The sequence below is a fragment of the Gallaecimonas sp. GXIMD4217 genome (assembly GCF_038087665.1).
Lineage (GTDB): Bacteria > Pseudomonadota > Gammaproteobacteria > Enterobacterales > Gallaecimonadaceae > Gallaecimonas.
This window is the reverse complement of sequence record NZ_CP149925.1, coordinates 2,701,931-2,720,711: the sequence shown is the minus strand read 5'-3', so window position 1 is coordinate 2,720,711 and position 18,781 is coordinate 2,701,931. Positions and strand designations below refer to the sequence as shown.

The window sequence follows — 18,781 nt, the reverse complement described above, 5'->3', positions numbered from 1 at the left end:
TTCAGTGTAGCGCCCCGGTCGGGGCGCCTTTATGACAGCGTCAGTCTGACTCCTTCAGACTGAACAACGGCTTAGTCCACCAGCGTCATTTCCTGAAGCAGGTGCGGGGCCGGGTAGACCTCCTCCATCAGCCACAGCAGGTAGCGGATATCCACGTGGATGGCGCGGGTGATCTCGGGGTTGAAGTACCAGTCCTTGGTGATGGACTCGTAGGTGGAGTCGAAGTTGAGGCCCACCAGCTCGCCGCGGGCGTTCATCACCGGCGAGCCGGAGTTGCCACCTGTGGTGTCGGCGCTGGACAGGAAGGCCACCGGCACCGAGTTGAAGGGCTCGGCCTTGGCGCAGCCCAGGAACTTGCAGACCCAGTCCGGCTCGGCGGACAGGCTCTGGCGGTAGTAACGGCCGAAGCGGCCCTCGCGCACCGCCGCCTTCAACGGCGCCGGGGCCTGGAAGGGGGCCAGGCCGGTGTCCTTCTCCAGGATGCCGTGCACCGAGGTGAAGGGCTTGTTCCAGGCGCCGTCACGGGGGGCATAGCCGTCCACCCGGCCGAAGGTGACCCTGAGGGTGGAGTTGGCGTCCGGGTACACGGGCCGGCCCCGGGCCTGGTTGTAGGCGATGATGTCGGTCATGTACTGGGGGCGGATGGCGGACAGGCGGCCGTCCAGCTGTTCTTCCACCGCCTCTTCCTCGATGACCAGCGGCATCAGCTTCACCGCCAGCTGGATGAAGGGATCCGGGCTTGCCAGAAAGGCCTGGGCCGGGGCGTCGAGCCAGGCCAGGCGCATCTTGGTGTTGCTGAGCTGGGTCTGCCGGTAGTAATCCCCGAGTTGCTCGGGCCTCGGCAGCAGGGGATCCCACTCCTCGTTGCGCTGGTTGGAGGCCAGGTAGTCCTCGAGGCTGGCGCGCCACAGGGCCAGATCAACCTCGGGGTGGAAGCGGCTGTCCAGGCGCTTGAGGCGGGCCTTCAGCATCTCCTGGTCGCGCAGCTGGTAGCCGGGCTTGCGCTCGGCGTCCGGCTTCTGGGCCTCCAGGGCGTTGCGGTACAGGGTGATGGCGGTGGCCAGCAGGTCGGACTGGCGGGCCTTGCCCTGGTACCAGTGCCGTTGCCAGGTGGTGCGGGCCTCGCTGAGCAGCGCCTCCAGCTCGACCTGGTGGCCGGCCTTGTTGTGCTGGTGCAGCCACTGGCCCAGCTCGCGTTCCTGGCCGGCCTTGATGGCCTGGATGTCGGTCTTCTTGAAGCCGTCCAGCAGGCCGCGCAGCTTCTTCAGGCGGTTGTTGGCGCCGGCCTTGCGGCTGGCATAGGTGACCTGGATATCGGCGTCGTCGAAGCCGGCGATGATGGCCAGCATCTGCTCGTAGCTGGCCACCTGGGTGGGGTAGGCCCAGTCGCGGGCATGGGCCACTTCCGAGGCCAGGCGGTAGCGGGAGGTGCGGCCCGGGTAGCCGGCCAGCAGGATGGGGTCCTGTGCCAGCACGCCGCTGCGGTTCACCTTGAGGTGCGACTTGGGCTTGTAGGGCACATTGTCGGGGCTGAAATTGGCGGGCTTGCCGTCCTTGCCCACATAGGCGCGCAGCACCGTGAAGTCGCCGGTATGGCGGGGCCACTCGAAGTTGTCGATATCGCCGCCGAACACGCCGATGCTCTCGGGCGGCGCATAGACCAGGCGCACGTCCTTGAGCATGGTCTGGGTGATCATCTGGTAGCTGAGGCCGCCGTGGAAGCTGGACACCCGGCAGCGGGTGAAGTCGTCCACCTCGCATTGGGAAATCAGTGCCTTCTTGCCGGCCTCGATGGCGTCGAAGCGCTCCTTGCCGTCAAGCTCAGTGCCGAGCTGGCCGGTGAGCCGGTCGGTGACGTCCTCGATGGCGGTGGTGATGTAGATGCGCTCGGAGGGGCCGCCGCTCAGCTCCTGGCTGCGATCACCGGCGATATAGCCCTGTTCGATGAGGTTGCGGTCCGCCGTGGAATTGTGCTGGATGATACCGTAGGCGCAGTGGTGGTTGGTGACGATCAGGCCATCCGGGGACACGAAGGCGCCGGAGCAGTAGCCCATGGAGATCACCGCGTTGAGGGGAAAGGCCAGGGGATCGGCCAGCTCCTTGGTGGGCACTTCGATGCCCAGTTGGGAAAGCTGGTCACCCAGCTCGGTCAGTTGCGCCGGCTGCCATTGGCCTTCGTCGGCCAGGGCCGGCAGGGACAGCGCCAGCGCCGCCCCCAGCAGGATTCTTTTCATTGTGGCTTCCTTCATGTGGTCGCCGCAATTGTACCTGCTTGGCCGAAAAAGGTCTTGGCGCTCAAGGGCCTTGCACGACAACCTGCCCCTAGAGCCAGTTGGTCAGCATGATGCCGACGCCGATGCTCTGGCTGTGGCGGTTGTACTCGATCAGCGACTCGCCGTAGCCGTTGAAATACTGCACATAGCCCTTCATCTTGCCCCACAGCGGGAAGCTGACGCCGAGCTGCACGGCGCCCCTGTTGTCGCTTCTGAGGTTGTTGCGGACCATGAAGTCCAGCTGGTAGTCGCCCATCACGTAGACGCCGGTGATCTCGCCATGGCCCAGGTACTTGTCGATGTCGGGGTTGTCGTCTTCCTCGCGGCTTTCCGGGATCCGGTACCAGGGCTTGACGGACAGCACCAGGTTCTCGGTCTCGAAGATGAAGTCGGCGTAGAGCCGGTTCCAGGACCGTGACAGCGGCTCGGAGCGGCCGTTGGACTGGTGGTTGAAGCCGAACAGGGCGTACTTGGGCTTGATGCCGAACCAGTCGTCGCTGATGTCGAAGGCCAGGAACAGCTCCGGCTCGTGGTTGGTTTCCCGAAAGGGCGCCGAGATGTCGTCGTTGTAGGCCTGCCAGAAGGCCTGCTGGGTGTAGGCGGCCCAGAGCTGGCCGTTGTCGCCGAACAGGTTGAAGGCAATGGGGAATTTCAGGCTGAGCTGGAACTTCATCTCCACGTCCTGCAGGCGTACCTCTTCGCCCACCACCTCAACCGGCGGCTGGTTGGTGGAGCTGTTGTACTTCACCGGCAGGATGTAGTTGGGCCTGTGGGGCGTGATCACGAAGGGGTTCTCCACCGTGGCCACTTCCCGCTTCACCCGCTGTTGCACCAGGCCCTCGTCCTCCTTGGCCCTTTCCTCCACCGTCAGGGGCTGGGGCGGTTCACTGGAGATTGGCGGCGGTTCGGCCAGGGCCGGGGCGGCCAGCAGCATCAGGAGACAGGCTTTGTTCATGGCGTTGTTGTGATTCTTTAGCTTCAATGCGTTTGCCCCCATAATAGGGGCCCCTTTCCGACCCTATGATGACGCCATGGCTGAGAAGCACAAGTATTCCAAGGACGCCGACCGCAAGGTGGAGGCACTCAAGGTACCGCCCCATTCCCTGGAAGCCGAGCAGAGCGTGCTTGGCGGCTTGCTGCTGGACAACGAGGCCTGGGACAGGGTCGCCGAAAAGGTGGTGGAGCAGGATTTCTATTCCCGCGCCCACAAGCTGATCTACCGCGCCATGGCCCAGCTGGTTTCCGAGAGCAAGCCGCTGGACCTGATCACCGTCTCCGAGCACCTGGAGCGGGAGCAGCTGCTGGACGACGCCGGCGGCTTCGCCTACCTGGGTGAGATAGCCCGCAACACCCCCAGCGCCGCCAACATCCACGCCTATGCCGAGATCGTCCGCGAACGGGCGGTGACCCGCGAGATGATCGCCGTGGCCAACGAGATAGCCGAGTCCGGCTTCGATCCCCAGGGCCGCAGCACCGAAGAGCTGCTGGACATGGCCGAGAGCAAGGTGTTCAAGATTGCCGAGTCCCGCTCCAACGCCTCCGAGGGCCCCCAGGCGCTCAAGAGCATCCTGGAAAAGACCGTCGACCGCATCGAAAAGCTCTACGGCCAGCCCCACGACGGTGTCACCGGCGTCTCCACCGGCTACCACGACCTCGACAAGATGACCGCCGGCCTGCAGAACTCGGATTTGATCATCGTCGCCGCCCGCCCCTCCATGGGTAAGACCACCTTCGCCATGAACCTGGCCGAATACGCGGCCATGACCCAGGACAAGCCGGTGCTGATCTACAGCCTGGAGATGCCCTCGGAGCAGATCATGATGCGTATGCTGGCCTCTTTGGGCCGCATCGACCAGACCAAGATCCGTACCGGCCAGCTGGACGACGAGGACTGGGCCAGGCTCAGCTCCACCATGGGCCTGCTGCTGGAGAAGGGCAAGATGTACGTGGACGACTCCTCCGGCCTGACCCCCACCGAAGTGCGCTCCCGGGCCCGGCGTATCGCCCGCGAGCACGGCGGCGTTTCCATGATCATGGTGGACTACCTGCAGCTGATGACGGTGCCCGGCATGCAGGACAACCGGACCCTGGAGATCGCCGAGATCTCCCGCTCCCTCAAGGCCCTGGCCAAGGAGCTGGAGTGCCCGGTCATCGCCCTGTCCCAGCTCAACCGCTCCCTGGAACAGCGGGCCGACAAGCGCCCGGTCAACTCGGATCTCCGTGAATCCGGCTCCATCGAGCAGGACGCCGACCTCATCATGTTCATCTACCGGGACGAGGTCTACCACGACGACAGCGCCGACAAGGGCACCGCCGAGATCATCATCGGCAAGCAGCGTAACGGCCCCATCGGCCGGGTGCGCCTGACCTTCCAGGGCCACTTCTCCCGTTTCGACAACTATGCCGGCCCGGCCATCGACGACGACTACTAAGGCAGTATGAAAGTAGCCACAGCCCGCATCGACAGCGCCGCCCTGCGCCACAACCTGGCCCGGGTGCGGCAGCTGGCCCCCCATTCCCGCGTCATGGCGGTGCTCAAGGCCAACGGCTACGGCCACGACCAGGTGGCGGTGGCCCAGTACCTGGACGGCGCCGACGCCCTGGCGGTGGCCCGCCTGGAAGAGGCCCTGGCCCTGCGTGGGGCCGGTATCGACCAGCCCATCGTCATGCTGGAGGGCTGTTTCGAGGTGGCCGACCTGCCGGTGATGGCCAGGGAGGGCATAGAGGCGGTGCTGCACACCCAGGAGCAGCTGGCCATGCTCAAGGCCGCCGAGCTGCCGGCGCCGCTCAAGGTGTGGGTCAAGGTCGACACCGGCATGCACCGCATCGGCATAGCGCCGGGCGAACTGGACGCCTTCCATGGCGAGCTGGCGGCCATGGACAAGGTCCAGAAGCCCATCGGCCTGCTCAGCCACTACGCCTGCGCCGACGAGCCCGAGCATCCCCTCAATGCCGTCCAGCAGGGCGTTTTTGCACCCCTGGCCGAAGGCTGGGCCGGGCCTGTGTCCATGGCCAACTCGGCGGCCATCCTCAGCTTCCCCCAGAGCCATTACGACTGGGTGCGGCCCGGGCTGATCCTCTATGGCGCCAGCCCCATGGTCGGCCAGCTGCGCGGCGACCACGGCCTGAAGCCCGCCATGCACCTGATGTCGTCGCTGATCGCCGTCAAGCCTATCAAGGCCGGCGACAGCGTCGGCTACGGCGCCGCCTGGCGCGCCGAGCGCGACACCTCCATAGGCGTGGTGGCCATCGGCTATGGCGACGGCTACCCCCGCCATGCCCGCATGGGCACGCCGGTGTGGCTTAACGGCCGCCAGGTGCCCCTGGTGGGCAGGGTGTCCATGGACATGCTCACCGTCGATCTGGGCCCGGGCGCCCTGGACAGGGTCGGCGACGACGTGGAGCTGTGGGGGCCGAAGGTGCCGGTGGAAACCGTGGCCCAGTGCTCGGATACCATTTCCTACGAGCTGCTGTGCAATATGGCGAGAAGGGTCAGGTACGAGTTTTTCTAGTCACTGGGTGGTGGCTGTATTGCTTGAAGGGGCCTTGAGGTCCCTTTCCTCATTTTTTGGAATGAGGTACGACCCAGTCCACGCGCATGGGTAACGCCTTGGTTCAGGGACATGGGTAACACTTTTTAGCGGTGTTGTTTCTTGTCCTTATTAATCAATGTGTTGCTTCCTTCGAGGTTCCCTGCGGAGGCGTGACTTTCTTGCTCGCCCAAGAAAGTCACCAAAGAAGGGCGGCCCGACTCAAGTGGCCTGCGGCTCCCCTCGCTTTCACTCGCTTACCGCTGACCATGGCTGACGCGCTCTCGGCGCGGCAGCCATTTCCTCGGCTTCCCAGCCTCGGCTCAGCTTGCGCTTGTTACAGCTCGGCACTCTCAACGGGCTAGTTTGGCCGCTGCGCGGCCATTAGTTGGGAGTCGCATCCACTCCTGACCTTCAATGCGGATAGCCGAACGACCTTGCATCAGCCTTTGTTAATCTACCAATCCCCCTGCGGCTGTGCCAAAGTAGCGCCTATTTAACCTGTTAATAACAAAAACAATTCAAGGAAGAGTCATGAAGCTCAAGACCTTCGCCCTGCTTGGCCTGCTGGCCAGCCCCCAGGCCCTGGCCTACGGCGTTGACGACTGCGTCCAGGATCTGCAATTTCTGCCCGACTTCCTGCTACAGAACGATACCGGCGCCCCCCTGCATTGGCAGCAAAAGGGCGAGGCCCATTTCCAGGCCGCCATGGACAAGGCCGTTGCCGAGGCGGCCAAGGCCGACTCCGCCGAGCAGTGCCGGCCCATCGTCCGCCAGTACCTCAAGGCCTGGCGCCCCGGTCACCTGTCGGTTCAGGTGGTGGCGCAGCCAGAGCTGCATGCCGGCAACAGCACCAACAGCCGGGCCGACACCAAGGCCGAGCCGGCCCGGGATCCCGGGCGGCCCAGCCTGGAGCTGCTCTCCGGCAAGACGGCGCTGTTGACCGTGCCCAGCTTCGGCCCCAGCTACCGCGAACCCCTGGAGAAGCTGCTGGCGGACAACCACGAGGCCCTGGCGAGCCGCCCCAACTGGATCCTGGACGTACGCCACAACGGCGGCGGCTCCGACAGCACCTATGCAGCCCTGCTGCCCTGGCTGATGGGGCAAGGCTGGCGGGAAGTGGACGTGGAGTGGCTGGTCACCCCCGCCAACCTCAAGGCCCAGGCCGAGATCTGCGATCGTTTCGACCCCGGCAATGCCGAGTGCAAGGCATGGACGGACAAGATAGTCGCCGCCATGCAGGAGCAGCCCAGCGGCAGCTATGTCCGGACCGAGGCCGAGACCGTCAGCTTCGAGCGGGTCGACAAGCCGGAGCCCAGGCGCCCGTCCAGGGTGGCGGTGCTGGTGAGCCGCCGCTGCGGCAGCTCCTGCGAGCAGTTCCTGCTGGCGGTGCGCCAGAGCTTCAGCGTCAAGCTGGTTGGCCAGCGCAGCTACGGCGCCCTGGACTATTCCAACCTCAGGCCGCACCTGCTGCCGTCGGGCCAGCTGGAGCTCTTCTATGCCACCTCCCGCAGCCTGCGCCTGCCGGAGCAGCCGGTGGATCTGGCCGGCGTCATTCCCGACGTCTACCTGGACAAGGCCGAAGGTACCGAGGCGGAGCGGGCCCAGGTGGAGCAGGTCAAGGGTTGGCTGGAAGGGGGCGACCTTTGATGGTCGTGGCGTGACGGCTGGATTTGCTGGGAGGGGCCTTGGGGTCCTTTCTCTTTGGCTCTAATAAGGGGGCAGACTTGGCCGCTGCGCGGCCATCAAATCCGGCGCAATACGCCTCCGGCTATTGCGCCCTACGCGGGCTAATTCATGTTAGAGATAATATTCTTTGGGGGAGCGGGGCAATGGGTGAGTTTAACAGCTACCAGTGGGAGTTAAATAATATCAATAGGTGGGATTGGAGTTCGCCAGCTGTTAAGCGTGATTGGAAAAATGATATTAAAGGTAAACTCTGATGGTGAATTTCATGCGTGTTGCTGTAATGTTTAAATTGCTGCCGCTCATGTTTTTATCTAGTATGGTCTCTGCTCATGGTAGACACTATGGTTGGCAATCACACACCGTTTTTTATTCAGAGAATAACGGTGTTACATTGTCTATAAGCCAGCTTCTACCTTCCACCCATAACACTTATGAGCTTGAAATAGCCAGAGGCTCGATCTGTCAAGATTTAAATGGCAGTGATTTTCATATAAAAGAAGGTGTCGATGAATCCAGACTACATTACCGACAGCTCATCACAAACGTGGCGATAAAAAAATTCTGCAAACCAAAAGAGAACATTTCCACTGTTGATTTTAAACTTGTTTATTATGGGGACGGAGTGAAGCCGTTCTCATGGCAAGGGCGGGAAGAGCCTGTCTTTAGTAGTTATGAAGACTCAAGTGTAATGATGCTATCATTGGAAAATCAAATTAGGCTCAATTTTCATAATGGTTCATCAGAAGACAAGGTTTATGTTATAAAAGTGTTCTCTAATGGAGCTTTTAAAAGTAAGGATAAAGTTGTTATTAGTTCAAGATCTGACGCTGATGTTATGTTAGAGAAAGCTCTCTCTGATGATTTTGTGAGAATATATGATTTTAATTCAGGCGTTGAGATCAAACCTTTAGAATAACAAATGGAATCAATAAAGGGGCCGAGATAAAATAAAAGCCCGTAGGTTGGGATAAGGTACGAATCCCAACATATGAATAATCGTGTGATGGCCACCGGTGCCCGTCGCTTATGGGGTGGGCTGCGTACCTTATCCTGCGATTTTTCCCCGCATGATATATTGCGGGCCGGCGGCTCCGCCAAGGTACTTTTCACCGGTATCCTGAAAACCACCCTTCAGGTAGCATGCCTGTGCGCCAGGGTTCTTGCAGTTTACGGTCAGGTATATCGAGCCGAAGGCGCCATAGTGTTCTTTAAGGTAAGGGAACAAGGCCTTTACGGCCCGGGTACCCAGGCCTTTTCCCTGCAGGCTCTTGTCTATCGCAAAGGCCCTTAGGCCAATGCCAGAACCAGGGCAAAAGTCGTAGTTTAAGGCATACGCCAGATCCAGCTTGAAAAAGCCCACCACGGCCTCATTTTCGCTAATCACATGCAGGTGGGTTGTGTTGCTGCCATCCGCCAGGAAATCCGCTGCCGTGCCGGCAAACTTGACCTGTTCATCCGCCAGCTGGATTTTCCTGACGGCTGCAACATGTGCTTCCGACAACTTTTCGATCTTTATCATGTTATTCCAATACTTGTGGTGCTCGTAGGCTGGGGGCAATCAGAGCAGGGCGCAATAGCCGAAGCGTATTGCGCCGTATCGCCATGTCTTATTTGTCGAGCTTGACGACCTTGCCTACCAGGGCCACACCGGCGACAAAGGTGCCGGCGCCGCATTGGAAGGTTTCGCTGCTTTTGGTGAGGTTGTTCCTGTAGTTGGACTTGATCTCCACCACGGCGTTGCCGCCTTCGGCGATGGCGCGGTCCTTGAGGGATTTCATGGCCGACAGGAACACCCACTGGCAGGCTTCCTTGTCGGATTTGTTGAAGGCGTTGGTCTTCTTGTTGGTGCGGTACTCGCCGAAGTCCTTGGCGACCTTGCCGTAGGACTGGTCGCCGAAGTAGAAGGCGACGTCTTCGCCCAGGGCGGTCCGGGTCTGCTCCAGGGCCATGGTTTCCTTGAGGTCGTAGTTGCCGATGGTGTCGCGGGCCTGGGCGGCGCTGGTCAGGGCCAGGGTGATGGCCAGGGCGGAAAGTACGGACTTCATTGTCTTCTCCTGAAATGGGGCAGGAAGCGACCCGGGCCGGGACCGGCCGGACTGCATCCATGCAGTTGTCAATAAGTGCTTATCCATCAGCACGCTACCAGATGCGGCCGGCGTCGCCAAGCCGTACCTGTGGCGCCATCAGCCGTTGCCGTTTTCCCGGGGCGGCCCTTTCAGCTCCACCACATTGCCCTCGGGATCGCTGACATAGAGGGAGGGGCCTTCGCCCTCGGCGCCGTAGCGGGACTCGATCCGGCCGGGTTCACAGCCGTGGCCTTCGAGATGGGCGAGTATGGCCTCGCCGTCGAAGGGCTCGATACGCAGGCAGAGGTGATCCAGGTTGCGTCCCTGTGGCCCCGGGGCGGCGCCGCCGGCCTGGCCCAGCTTGCCGTCGACCGTGACCAGATCGATCAGCGAACGGCCGGCCCGCAGCTGGTACAGGCCGATTTCCTCGACGGTGCGCTCCAGCCGGCAGCCCAGCACATCCGTGTAGAAATCCAGCATGGCCTGGAGGTCGGATACCCGCAGCACCAGATGGTCGATGTGGCGGATCTTGAACATGGCGGCTCCTAATCCTTTTCGGGCCCTCAGCTCATCCTGGGGGCGTGCTTGAGGGCGAAGAAGATGATCACGGCGGGGATCAGCAGCGCCAGGATGTTCCACACGCCCATGGCCAGCATCACCACCTGGTTGACGACGACCATGAGGGTGTAGGCATAGGCGGCCCACTTCTTCATCAGCCACAGGCCGAGCATGCAGGCCAGGCCGATCAGGGTCGAGAAGGCCAGGTAGGGGGGATACCAGGCGCCGATCTGCCCGGGAATGGACGAGAACAGCAACGGCAGGGTGAACAGCGCACCGATAAAACCGAAGATGCAGATGACGGTGATGGAGACGGGGCGGGGCGCTGTTTCTACCACGGTATTCATATGGTCAGTTCCTTTGTTGGCCCGAAAGGGCGGCTGAAAATCCATTGAGATCATCAGCATAGCAGCAGGCAAGGCGAAGGTGAACGCCCTTGCCCTGGGCCTGCCAATGGGCGATGCTGGCCGCCGCGAGAGAACCATGGGGAATGATCATGCGCGTATTTGCAATGATGCTGTTGATGCTGGCGGCGCTGCCGGGGCAGGGGAGCCAATGGCAGGAAAATGAAGAACTGGCGGCCGTTTTCGCCGAAGTGAAGGGCACCTTTGTGCTCCATGATGTGGCCGCCGAGCGCTACCAGGTTCACGACCGGGCCAGGGCCGAGCGGCGCTTCGTGCCGGCCTCCACCTTCAAGGTGGTCAACAGCCTGATCGGCTTGTCGGTGGGCGCGGTCCAGGACGTATCCGAAGTCATCCCCTACGACGGCCGGCCGGTGTGGCGCCAGGCCTGGGCCCGGGACATGGATCTGCGCCAGGCCATCAAGGTCTCCAACGTGGCCCTCTACCAGGTGCTGGCCGAACGCATCGGCCTCGAGCGTATGGCCGAGAACGTCAGGCGGCTGGGCTATGGCAACCAGGACGTAGGCGACAAGGTGAACCGCTTCTGGCTGGACGGCCCCCTGGCGATCAGCGCCCGGGAGCAGGTGGACTACCTGGCCAAGCTGGCATTGGGCAAGCTGCCCTTCCCGGCCAAGGCCCAGGCCCAGGTACGTGACATCCTGCTGTTGGAACAGGGCGACGGCTGGCGCCTCTATGGCAAGACCGGCATGGGGCCGGGCAAGGACAGCAAATGGCTGGGCTGGTGGGTCGGCTGGGTGGAGAAGGAGGGCCGCGTCTACAGCTTCGCCCTCAACGTCGACATGGCGGACGCCAGCCTGGCGTCCAAGCGCATTGAGCTGGGCCAGGCCGCCCTCAGGGCCCTGGGCGTGCTCTAGAACGTCTGCAAATGAAAAGCCGGCATCAAGCCGGCTTTTTTCATGGCCTCTTGGGCTGCTCAGCCCGCCTTATCCAGGGCCTGCTGCTGCTCGGCGGCCCGCTCGGCGTCCTCGGCCATGATCTTGAGCACCGAGGGCCGGCTCATGATGCGCTCGATATAGCGGTCGAACACCTCCGAGCGCGGCACCAGTCCGAACTCGGTGACATAGTGCAGCGACATGCCCCACAGCAGATCGGCGGCACTGAAGCGCTCGCCCAGCAGGTAGGGGCCCTTGGCCAGCCGCTCGCTGATGAGCCTGAGTACGGTGTCGAAGTCGCCATAGGGACTGACGCTGATCGGCATGGCCGGGCGCGCCAGGTAATGGTCGACCACGGCCGGTTCGAAACTGCAGCCGTAGTGGACCAGCCAGTGCACATAGGCGCCGCGCTGGGGATCGTCCAGGGCCGGGGCCAGGCCGGCCTCGGGGAACAGGTCCGCCAGGTGCAGGAAGATGGCGACCCGGTCGGTGACCAGCACCTCGCCGTCCAGCAGCGCCGGCACCTTGCCCTGGGGATTGACGGCCAGGTAGCCGGGCTGGCGGTTCTCGCCGGCCTTGATGTTGAGCACCTTAAGTTCAAAGGGCACGCCCAGCTCTTCGAGCAGGGCCAGGGCGCTGCTGGAGCGGGTCTGGGGGGAGTGGAACAGGATGAGTTTCCGTTCGGTCATGGCACATTTCCTTTTTGTTGTGGCTTGGGCACGGTCAGAGCATAGTTGGCCAATCCTGACAGTTTCTGTCAGGTTAGATGGCCATCCTGAAAATAATCCCACGGACGAGATATCCCCATGCGCGCCAGCCGCCTGCTCAGCATACTGATGACCCTCCAGGCCCGAGGCCGGGCCACGGCCCCCGAGCTGGCCGAGGCCTGCGGTGTGTCCCTGCGCACCATCTACCGGGACATGGACACCCTCAGCGGCCTCGACATCCCCATCTACGCGGAGCAGGGCGCCGGCGGCGGCTACCGGCTGCTGGACGGTTACCGCACCCGCCTCAACGGCCTGAGCGAGCGGGAGGCGGAGGCACTGTTTCTGGCGGGATTGGCCGGCCCGGCCAGGGACATGGGCCTGGAGGGGGAGGTGTCTGCGGCCCGGCTCAAGCTGCTCTCGGCCCTGCCCCAGGCCAGTCGTAGCGGTGCCGAGCGCCTGCAGGCCTGCTTCCTGCTCGATAGCCCGGCCTGGTTTGCCGAGGGTGAGCAGCCGGCCTGCCTGCCGGCCATCGTCGATGCCGCCTGGGAGAGCCGGCCGCTGCAGATCCGCTACCGCAGCTGGCAGGGCGAGGGCAGCCGCCGGGTGGAGCCCCTGGGGGTGGTGCTCAAGGGCGGCGCCTGGTACCTGGTGGCGCGCCATGGGGGGGAAGCCAGGACCTACAAGGTGTCACGGATACAGGAGCTGGAGGTGCTGGCGGGACGTTTCCAGCGCCCGGCCGGTTTCGACCTTGGCGAGCACTGGCGGGCCAGCACGGCGCGGCTGGAGGCGCAGCTTCATCCTAACCGGGCCCGGATCCGGCTGACCGATAAAGGGCTGAAGATGCTGCAGCACTTCAGCTCGGCCCATGTGCGCCAGGGCCTGGTGCTGGAAGAGCCGGACGAGAGCGGCTGGCGTCAGGCCAGCCTGCCGGTGGGGGATTTTCGCTTCGCCTGGGTGGAGCTGCTGCGGCTGGGGCCGGAGCTGGAGGTGCTGGGGCCGCCACAGCTGCGCCGGCAGCTGGCCGACAAGGTGGCGGCCATGGCGGCGCTATACGGCTAGAGGCTCTCGCACTTGCCGTCGTCGTCCACGAACAGCAGCGACTTGATGCGCCAGCTGCCGTCATGGGGGCGCAGGTGGTACTCGTAGTGCAGCACCTGGCCGCCGGGCAGGCTCAGGCTGGTGGTGACCAGGGCGCTGTCGCCGTCGCTGCGGCTGTTGGTGATGCGCTCCAGCTCCACATGGTGGCTGGGCTCGGGACCGAAGCTGATCCCCTGGCCCTGGGTGCCGGGCAGGCAGTGTTTTTCCAGAAGGGCCTGGTAGGCGGCCTTGACGGCCCTGAGCCGGGCGATACGGTCCAGGTCGTCGAGGCGCTGAGCCCCTTGCTGCCATTGCTGGTAGTCCTGGATAAAGGCGTGGACCCGCTGCTCGGCCGTTTCCATATCAGGCTCCTTTGAGGTAGTCGTCGGCATTGATGGCCTGTCTGGCCTCGGTGCTGGTTTCGAAATAGGCCATCTGGCCGATGCCAACCATACCGGCTACCAGGCTGGACGGGAAGATCTGCACCGCATTGTTGAGGTCGGTGACGGCGGCATTGTAGAAGCGCCGGGCGGCGCTGATGTGGCCTTCCACCTCGTTGTAGGTCTGCATGGCCTGGACCATGGTGGCGTCGGATTTGAGCTCCGGATAATTCTCCACCTGCACCATCAGCTGGCCCAGCTTCTGGTTGAGCTGGTCGCTGGCCCGGACGTGCTCGGCCAGGGCGGCTTTATCTCTGGCATCATAGCCGGCCATCACCTGGCTGCGCAGTGCGGTGATTTCCGTCAGCAGGCCCTTTTCATGTTCCATGAATTTCTGTGCGATGCGCAGCACGTTGGGCACCAGATCGAAGCGTTTCTGCAACTGCACATCGACGCTGGACAGGGCCTCCAGGGCACGGTTGCGCTTGGAAACCACGCCGTAGTACAGCAGGTAAAGCAGCGCCAGCACGGCGATGATGACGATAAGGGTGATGTTCATTGGGCCCTCCTAGATGGCGCTCTTGTCGGTGAGTTTCAGGGTGTCGATGAGGTCGAAGAACTCCTGCAGCTCGGCGAACAGCTGCTCGATGTCGGCCTCGAAGGTAATGGGCTCGTAGATGTTGGTGCCCACCTGGAAATAGTTGCGGCGGGTCGGCAGCTTGATGAATAACTTACCACCGTAAAAGCAGGCTTCCAGCCTGGCGTTGTAGCGCCTGGCGATGGCCAGGAAGCGCTCCATGGTGGCGGTGGTGAGCAGGTAGCGGCTTTCCACCTGATCGCTGCCGTAGACTTCGAAGGCGTCCTCGAAGCGGGGATCCTCCAGCTTGACGCGCTCCAGGCCGTTGAACAGCTTGCCCAGGGTATTGAAGAGGGCGCCATGGTCCTGGCGGATCTGGGTGGTGCCGGTGAATTTCTTGTGGGCGTCCACCTCCACCAGCAGGCCGTCGAACACGGTGCTGTAGGTGGTCCTGCCCTTGCTGTCCTTGCGGCGCTTCTCCAGCCTCAGCTCCAGGATATCCAGATCGAGGCCGTGGTAGCGGCCGCGGATATGGTCCTCGTAATGGACCCTGTCGTAGGCGGGCAGCAGGCCGGTGGGCCGGTAGTGGCTGGCCTGGTGATGCTGGCCGCTGTTGAAGCGAAAGTCCCGGCCGAGGAAAGCCAGGATCACCGGAAAGACCTCCTTGCCCACCCGGACATGGAAGTGGCGGACCGGCCGCCGGATCAGGTAGCAGCTGGCCATGGCGACGCCGGCGGACCACAGGAAGGGCGCCAGCAGATCCATGAAACCGGAGGCGTTGGGCCAGGTGCCGGCCGCCAGGTAGAGGAAGGTGGCCAGGGTGGCCAGCGCCGCCGGCAGCGCCCAGATCCTCAGGTTGCGCCTGTAGTGGCTGACGGCCCTCTGGCGCGCCTGCTCGAAGCCATCGCACAGTGGCGAGATGTGCTGCCGGTAATAGTCGGGAAAGCCCCGGGTCCAGGGGGCGCTGAAATCGAAGGCGGCTTCGTCGCCCTGGATCTTGACGGGCCTGCCTTTGAGCAGAGACCACCAGCCAGAGGCGAAGACCGGTTGCGGTTGGGACATCCTTGCTCCGTTGTCCGGTACTGAAGTGGCCCCAGGGTAGCGGCGCCCGGGCGCCACTACAAGGACAAGGCCTTATTCGGCCTGGACCTGGGGCAGTACGGTTTCCTGGTGGTCTTCCTTGCGCCTGGGCGGGCAATCGGCGTAGGCCACCACCTGGTTGCGGCCATTCTCCTTGGCGGTGTAGAGGGCGTAATCGGCGGCCTCGAACAGCGAGCCGGGACAGGGGAAGTTGCCCTGCTGGTAGGTGGCGTGGCCCAGGCTCACCGTCAGCCGGAAGGTGGAGGCGGTGTCCTTGGCCACCTTGGCACGGATGCGCTCGGCGATGACGGCGGCGGCGGCCTGGTCCGTACCCGGCAGCAGCAGCACGAATTCCTCGCCGCCGTAGCGGCAGGGGTAGGCGGGCTTGCGCACCACGGCGCCGAGGATATTGGCCACGGCCCTGAGGGCGTTGTCGCCCCGGGCGTGGCCGAAGGTGTCGTTGAAGGCCTTGAAGCAGTCCACGTCGATCACCACCAGCGACAGCGGGTGGCCGTTCTGCTGGGCCTTGAGGAATTCCACCGCGACGCGATCGTCATAGAAGCGGCGGTTGAACAGCCGGGTCAGGGCGTCGGCGTAGGAGCTCTTCTTCAGCTCGTTGAGGCGGCTGGCCACGGCCAGGCTCAGCAGCACCATCTCGATCAGCGAGCCTATCTGGAAGGCGTTCTGGGTCAAGGCGTTGTGGGGCAGCACCCCGAAGGTCTTGAGCATGTAGGCGAGCACGCCCACCAGCAGCGCCGAAAACGCCACCATGTAGTAGCGCGCCGAACCGGAGCCGATGGCCAGGGAGATGATGCCCAGCACCAGCATATGGCCGCACATTACCAGGGTCAGCGCCGACAGCGGCACCACCAGGGTGTGGTAGGGAATGAAGGGCGACACCGCCAGGCAGGCCAGGGCGGCTATCTGGAAGACGTGGGCTATCTTGTCGGCCCGTGGCGCCACCGTTGCCGTGGACAAAATGGCGCGGGTAAACAGGCTGGCGCCCACCAGCGACAGCGCCAGCAGCATCAACAGGCTCTGGTTGGCCAGCCAGGTGTTGCCCGGCCACAGGTACTGGAAGCTGAGGCCGTTGTGTACCGACATGTACAGGCCGTAGGAGAGCAGGTACAGCAGGTAGTAGGCAAAGGTCCTTTCCCGCACCGACAGGTACATGATCAGGTTGTACACCAGCAGCACGATGAAGCCGCCGTAGTAGATCCCCAGCGCCAGGTATTCGCTGGCGATGAGATCCATCAGGTGCGGTGGGCTCAGGGCGGCCAGGCCGATGTTGAGGGCGCCCTGGGTCTGGAAGCGGAAGTAGAAGGTCTTGGTGCTGTTGGCCGGCAGCTCGACGGGGAACAGGAACAGCCGGTGATCCAGGGGCCGGCTGTCGAAGGGCATGCGGTCGCCGGTGGCGATACGGCTCCACAGGCCGTCCTGGTTTGTGGACCAGAAATCCAGGTGGTCGATGAGCGGGTAATCCTGGCGCAGCACCAGGCTGACGGGCTCGTTGCTGGGATTGTCCAGGGTGAGCCTGGCCCACCAGGTGGAGGTGGTGAAGCCGAAGTTGGTGCCGTTTTTACTGGCGGGCCTAAAACGTTCGCCGAAGGCCGGGCTCTGGATCTGCACCAGGTTGTAGCTGCCTTCCTTGTCCTCCAGCAGCGCCAGGTGCGGGGTGAGATCCAGGTGCTCGAGGCCGGGGCCGACCCTGGCCGGGGGCACGGCCTCGGCGGCGTGCGCCTGCGTGATCAGCAAAGGCAGCAGCAGGGCCAGCCAGAAGGTGGCCAGGCGGCCAAAGCGACGTCTTAGGGTCGGCAACGCAGTTACCCAAATCATCTTTCCAGGTCCAAATGCGGATGCCGCATCCGTGCGGTGGTGAGCGGCCAGGCGTCCCTGGGCCGGTTGGGCTTGTTATCGCCCATCTGTCTCGAAACTTAAGTTAACACCGAGTTTACATTGAACCGGGTGGCGTTGGCGGATTTTTGGCAACTTCCATGGTCTTTGAAACCGCTGGTTGAAAGTTGCGCTCTTGTGCTGCCGCGGCGCCTGGTTGCGGGAGCCGGCTTGCCCCAGCCTAGGCGAAATCCAGTTCGATATCGGTACAGCCCCTGGCACAGCGGATCCCGGGGCGCGTTTCGCCGCCCGGCAGCACCAATCGCAGCGGCTGGCCGCATTTCCGGCAGAGCACCTTCTTGCCCTGCATTACCTTCTTGATGATGGCCTTCTGGTCGTTGAAGGATCTGGCGGTCAGCTTGTTGAGCCTGTCGAAGTCCATCATTCCCCCTGCAGCGTCAGCACCAGCCTGCGGGCGCCGCCCTGGTTGCGGTGTTCGCCCAGCCAGATCCCCTGCCAGGTGCCAAGTCGCAGCCGGCCGTCCCGCACCGGGATGGTCAGCGAGCTGCCCAGCAGCGAGGCCTTGATGTGGGCCGGCATGTCGTCGCTGCCCTCATAGGTGTGCTGGTAGTAAGGGGCGTCTTCCGGGGCCAGGACGTGGAGGTGGCGCTCCATGTCGCCGCGCACCGTGGGATCGGCGTTCTCGTTGAGGGTCAGGCTGGCGGAGCTGTGCTGGATGAACAGGTGCAGCAGCCCCACCCCCACCCGGCCCAGCTCGGCCAGGGCCGCCTCGACCCGGTCGGTGATGAGGTGAAAGCCGCGCGGGTAGGGCGGCAGGGTGAGTTCGGTCTGTTTCCACATGGCGTCTGGCCCGGGGTGGCTGGCGATGGCGCCATTGTAACGCCATTGCCGCCGTCGTGGGGCCTGGAGATTGCCGCCGAGACCGCGCTACCATGGACAGTGACAAGCCAAGCCGGAGCACGATGGAGATGACAATACGCCCTGAACGCAGCGGGGACGAAGGCGCCATTGCCGCGCTGACCCGGGCCGCCTTCCATGACGCGGCCCATTCCAGCCACACCGAGCAGTTTATCGTCGCTGCCCTGAGGCGGGCGGGCGCCCTGTCCCTGTCGCTGGTGGCGGAAGACGACGGCCAGCTGCTGGGCCATGTGGCCCTGTCACCCGTCACCCTCTCCTGTGGCGCCAGCGGCTGGTACGGCCTCGGGCCCATCTCGGTGCGGCCCGACCGTCAGGGCCAGGGCATCGGCCGCCGGCTGATGGAGGCGGCCATCGCCTGGCTGGAGGCGCAGGGTGCCCAGGGCTGCGTGCTGCTGGGTGAGCCGGCCTACTATGGCCGCTTTGGTTTTGAAAACTACCCGGAATTGGTGTTGCCCGGCGTACCGCCTGAGTATTTCCAGGCCCTGGCGCTGGCGGGGGCTGTGCCGACCGGTGAGGTGAGCTACCACCCGGCCTTCAGCGCCACCGGCTGAATGAAAAAGCCCCGCCAGGCGGGGCTTTTTCATACCTGCGGGTCACCCTCTGGCGCCTTGCGCGATGAAGTTGTTCACGAGGGCAGTCTATCTGGGCACTGCAGGCGTCAAATAGGGGAGAATGCCAGTGAAAGGGACGAAAGGGGAAACCGTAGGTCATCAGGCCGCCTCTGCCAAAATGGGATGGCTAGCATGATTCCAGAAGTGCCTAACGCCGCCAACAGGAC

General features: G+C 63.5%; 20 protein-coding genes. 7 read left to right on the top strand and 13 right to left on the bottom strand.

Annotation, left to right across the window (positions count from 1 at the left end; translation table 11 throughout):
- Positions 1 to 71: 71 nt before the first annotated feature.
- Positions 72 to 2,234, bottom strand: coding sequence for a S46 family peptidase (locus tag WDB71_RS13255; protein WP_341502068.1), 2,163 nt, complete (start codon positions 2,232 to 2,234; stop codon positions 72 to 74).
- Positions 2,235 to 2,322: 88 nt separating this feature from the next.
- On the bottom strand, positions 2,323 to 3,228 hold the full coding sequence (locus tag WDB71_RS13250; RefSeq protein ID WP_341502067.1) for a phospholipase A: 906 nt from the start codon (positions 3,226 to 3,228) through the stop codon (positions 2,323 to 2,325).
- 76 nt (positions 3,229 to 3,304) lie between these two features.
- Between WDB71_RS13250 and dnaB the strand changes: the two genes are divergently transcribed.
- The 4 genes from dnaB to WDB71_RS13230 all read left to right on the top strand — a co-directional run bounded on the left by dnaB (position 3,305) and on the right by WDB71_RS13230 (position 8,408).
- Positions 3,305 to 4,705, top strand: coding sequence for a replicative DNA helicase (dnaB, locus tag WDB71_RS13245; protein ID WP_341502066.1), 1,401 nt, complete (start codon positions 3,305 to 3,307; stop codon positions 4,703 to 4,705).
- A gap of 6 nt (positions 4,706 to 4,711) precedes the next feature.
- A complete protein-coding gene (gene alr, locus WDB71_RS13240) occupies positions 4,712 to 5,785 on the top strand; it encodes an alanine racemase (RefSeq protein WP_341502065.1) in 1,074 nt (357 codons plus the stop codon).
- A 552-nt stretch (positions 5,786 to 6,337) separates the two neighbouring features.
- Entirely contained in the window at positions 6,338 to 7,453 is a 1,116-nt protein-coding gene (locus WDB71_RS13235; protein WP_341502064.1) for a S41 family peptidase, read from the top strand.
- A gap of 292 nt (positions 7,454 to 7,745) precedes the next feature.
- Positions 7,746 to 8,408, top strand: coding sequence for a hypothetical protein (locus WDB71_RS13230; protein WP_341502063.1), 663 nt, complete (start codon positions 7,746 to 7,748; stop codon positions 8,406 to 8,408).
- A gap of 129 nt (positions 8,409 to 8,537) precedes the next feature.
- Here WDB71_RS13230 and WDB71_RS13225 read toward each other — a convergent pair whose 3' ends face one another.
- The 4 genes from WDB71_RS13225 to WDB71_RS13210 form a co-directional block, all read right to left on the bottom strand.
- A complete protein-coding gene (locus tag WDB71_RS13225) occupies positions 8,538 to 9,011 on the bottom strand; it encodes a GNAT family N-acetyltransferase (RefSeq protein WP_341502062.1) in 474 nt (157 codons plus the stop codon).
- Positions 9,012 to 9,099: 88 nt separating this feature from the next.
- Positions 9,100 to 9,537 carry an excinuclease ABC subunit A gene (locus WDB71_RS13220; protein WP_341502061.1) on the bottom strand — a complete coding sequence of 146 codons (438 nt, stop codon included), beginning with the start codon at positions 9,535 to 9,537 and terminating at the stop codon, positions 9,100 to 9,102.
- Positions 9,538 to 9,675: 138 nt separating this feature from the next.
- Entirely contained in the window at positions 9,676 to 10,095 is a 420-nt protein-coding gene (locus WDB71_RS13215; RefSeq protein WP_341502060.1) for a VOC family protein, read from the bottom strand.
- 26 nt (positions 10,096 to 10,121) lie between these two features.
- The gene (locus WDB71_RS13210) at positions 10,122 to 10,463 is read right to left on the bottom strand and encodes a hypothetical protein (RefSeq protein WP_341502059.1); all 342 of its coding nucleotides are present in this window, start codon (positions 10,461 to 10,463) and stop codon (positions 10,122 to 10,124) included.
- A 149-nt stretch (positions 10,464 to 10,612) separates the two neighbouring features.
- On the opposite strand from WDB71_RS13210, the gene blaOXA reads away from it, so the two are divergent.
- Complete coding sequence (blaOXA, locus tag WDB71_RS13205; protein WP_341502058.1) at positions 10,613 to 11,392, top strand: class D beta-lactamase; 780 nt, start codon at positions 10,613 to 10,615, stop codon at positions 11,390 to 11,392.
- Positions 11,393 to 11,451: 59 nt separating this feature from the next.
- Here the strand turns inward: blaOXA and WDB71_RS13200 are convergent, their stop codons facing one another.
- Positions 11,452 to 12,099, bottom strand: coding sequence for a glutathione S-transferase family protein (locus WDB71_RS13200; RefSeq protein ID WP_341502057.1), 648 nt, complete (start codon positions 12,097 to 12,099; stop codon positions 11,452 to 11,454).
- A 117-nt stretch (positions 12,100 to 12,216) separates the two neighbouring features.
- On the opposite strand from WDB71_RS13200, the gene WDB71_RS13195 reads away from it, so the two are divergent.
- A complete protein-coding gene (locus tag WDB71_RS13195) occupies positions 12,217 to 13,176 on the top strand; it encodes a YafY family protein (protein ID WP_341502056.1) in 960 nt (319 codons plus the stop codon).
- Here the strand turns inward: WDB71_RS13195 and WDB71_RS13190 are convergent.
- From WDB71_RS13190 to WDB71_RS13165, 6 genes are all read right to left on the bottom strand, one after another.
- Positions 13,173 to 13,556: a hypothetical protein gene (locus tag WDB71_RS13190; protein ID WP_341502055.1), complete on the bottom strand. Its 384-nt coding sequence runs from the start codon at positions 13,554 to 13,556 to the stop codon at positions 13,173 to 13,175. The two genes, WDB71_RS13195 and WDB71_RS13190, sit on opposite strands and share 4 nt — an antisense overlap.
- Position 13,557: 1 nt before the next feature.
- The gene (locus WDB71_RS13185) at positions 13,558 to 14,133 is read right to left on the bottom strand and encodes a LemA family protein (RefSeq protein WP_341502054.1); all 576 of its coding nucleotides are present in this window, start codon (positions 14,131 to 14,133) and stop codon (positions 13,558 to 13,560) included.
- A 9-nt stretch (positions 14,134 to 14,142) separates the two neighbouring features.
- Positions 14,143 to 15,213 (bottom strand): DUF3137 domain-containing protein, encoded by a 1,071-nt coding sequence (locus tag WDB71_RS13180; RefSeq protein ID WP_341502053.1) that lies wholly within the window; start codon positions 15,211 to 15,213, stop codon positions 14,143 to 14,145.
- 72 nt (positions 15,214 to 15,285) lie between these two features.
- Positions 15,286 to 17,067: a diguanylate cyclase gene (locus tag WDB71_RS13175; protein ID WP_341502052.1), complete on the bottom strand. Its 1,782-nt coding sequence runs from the start codon at positions 17,065 to 17,067 to the stop codon at positions 15,286 to 15,288.
- A 238-nt stretch (positions 17,068 to 17,305) separates the two neighbouring features.
- A complete protein-coding gene (locus tag WDB71_RS13170; protein WP_341502051.1) occupies positions 17,306 to 17,509 on the bottom strand; it encodes a hypothetical protein in 204 nt (67 codons plus the stop codon).
- Positions 17,506 to 17,925 (bottom strand): secondary thiamine-phosphate synthase enzyme YjbQ, encoded by a 420-nt coding sequence (locus tag WDB71_RS13165; protein ID WP_341502050.1) that lies wholly within the window; start codon positions 17,923 to 17,925, stop codon positions 17,506 to 17,508. The genes WDB71_RS13170 and WDB71_RS13165 overlap by 4 nt, the downstream gene beginning before the upstream one ends.
- A gap of 122 nt (positions 17,926 to 18,047) precedes the next feature.
- Here WDB71_RS13165 and WDB71_RS13160 point away from each other — a divergent pair, with 122 nt between their 5' ends.
- Positions 18,048 to 18,554, top strand: coding sequence for an N-acetyltransferase (locus WDB71_RS13160; RefSeq protein WP_341502049.1), 507 nt, complete (start codon positions 18,048 to 18,050; stop codon positions 18,552 to 18,554).
- Positions 18,555 to 18,781: the final 227 nt, after the last annotated feature.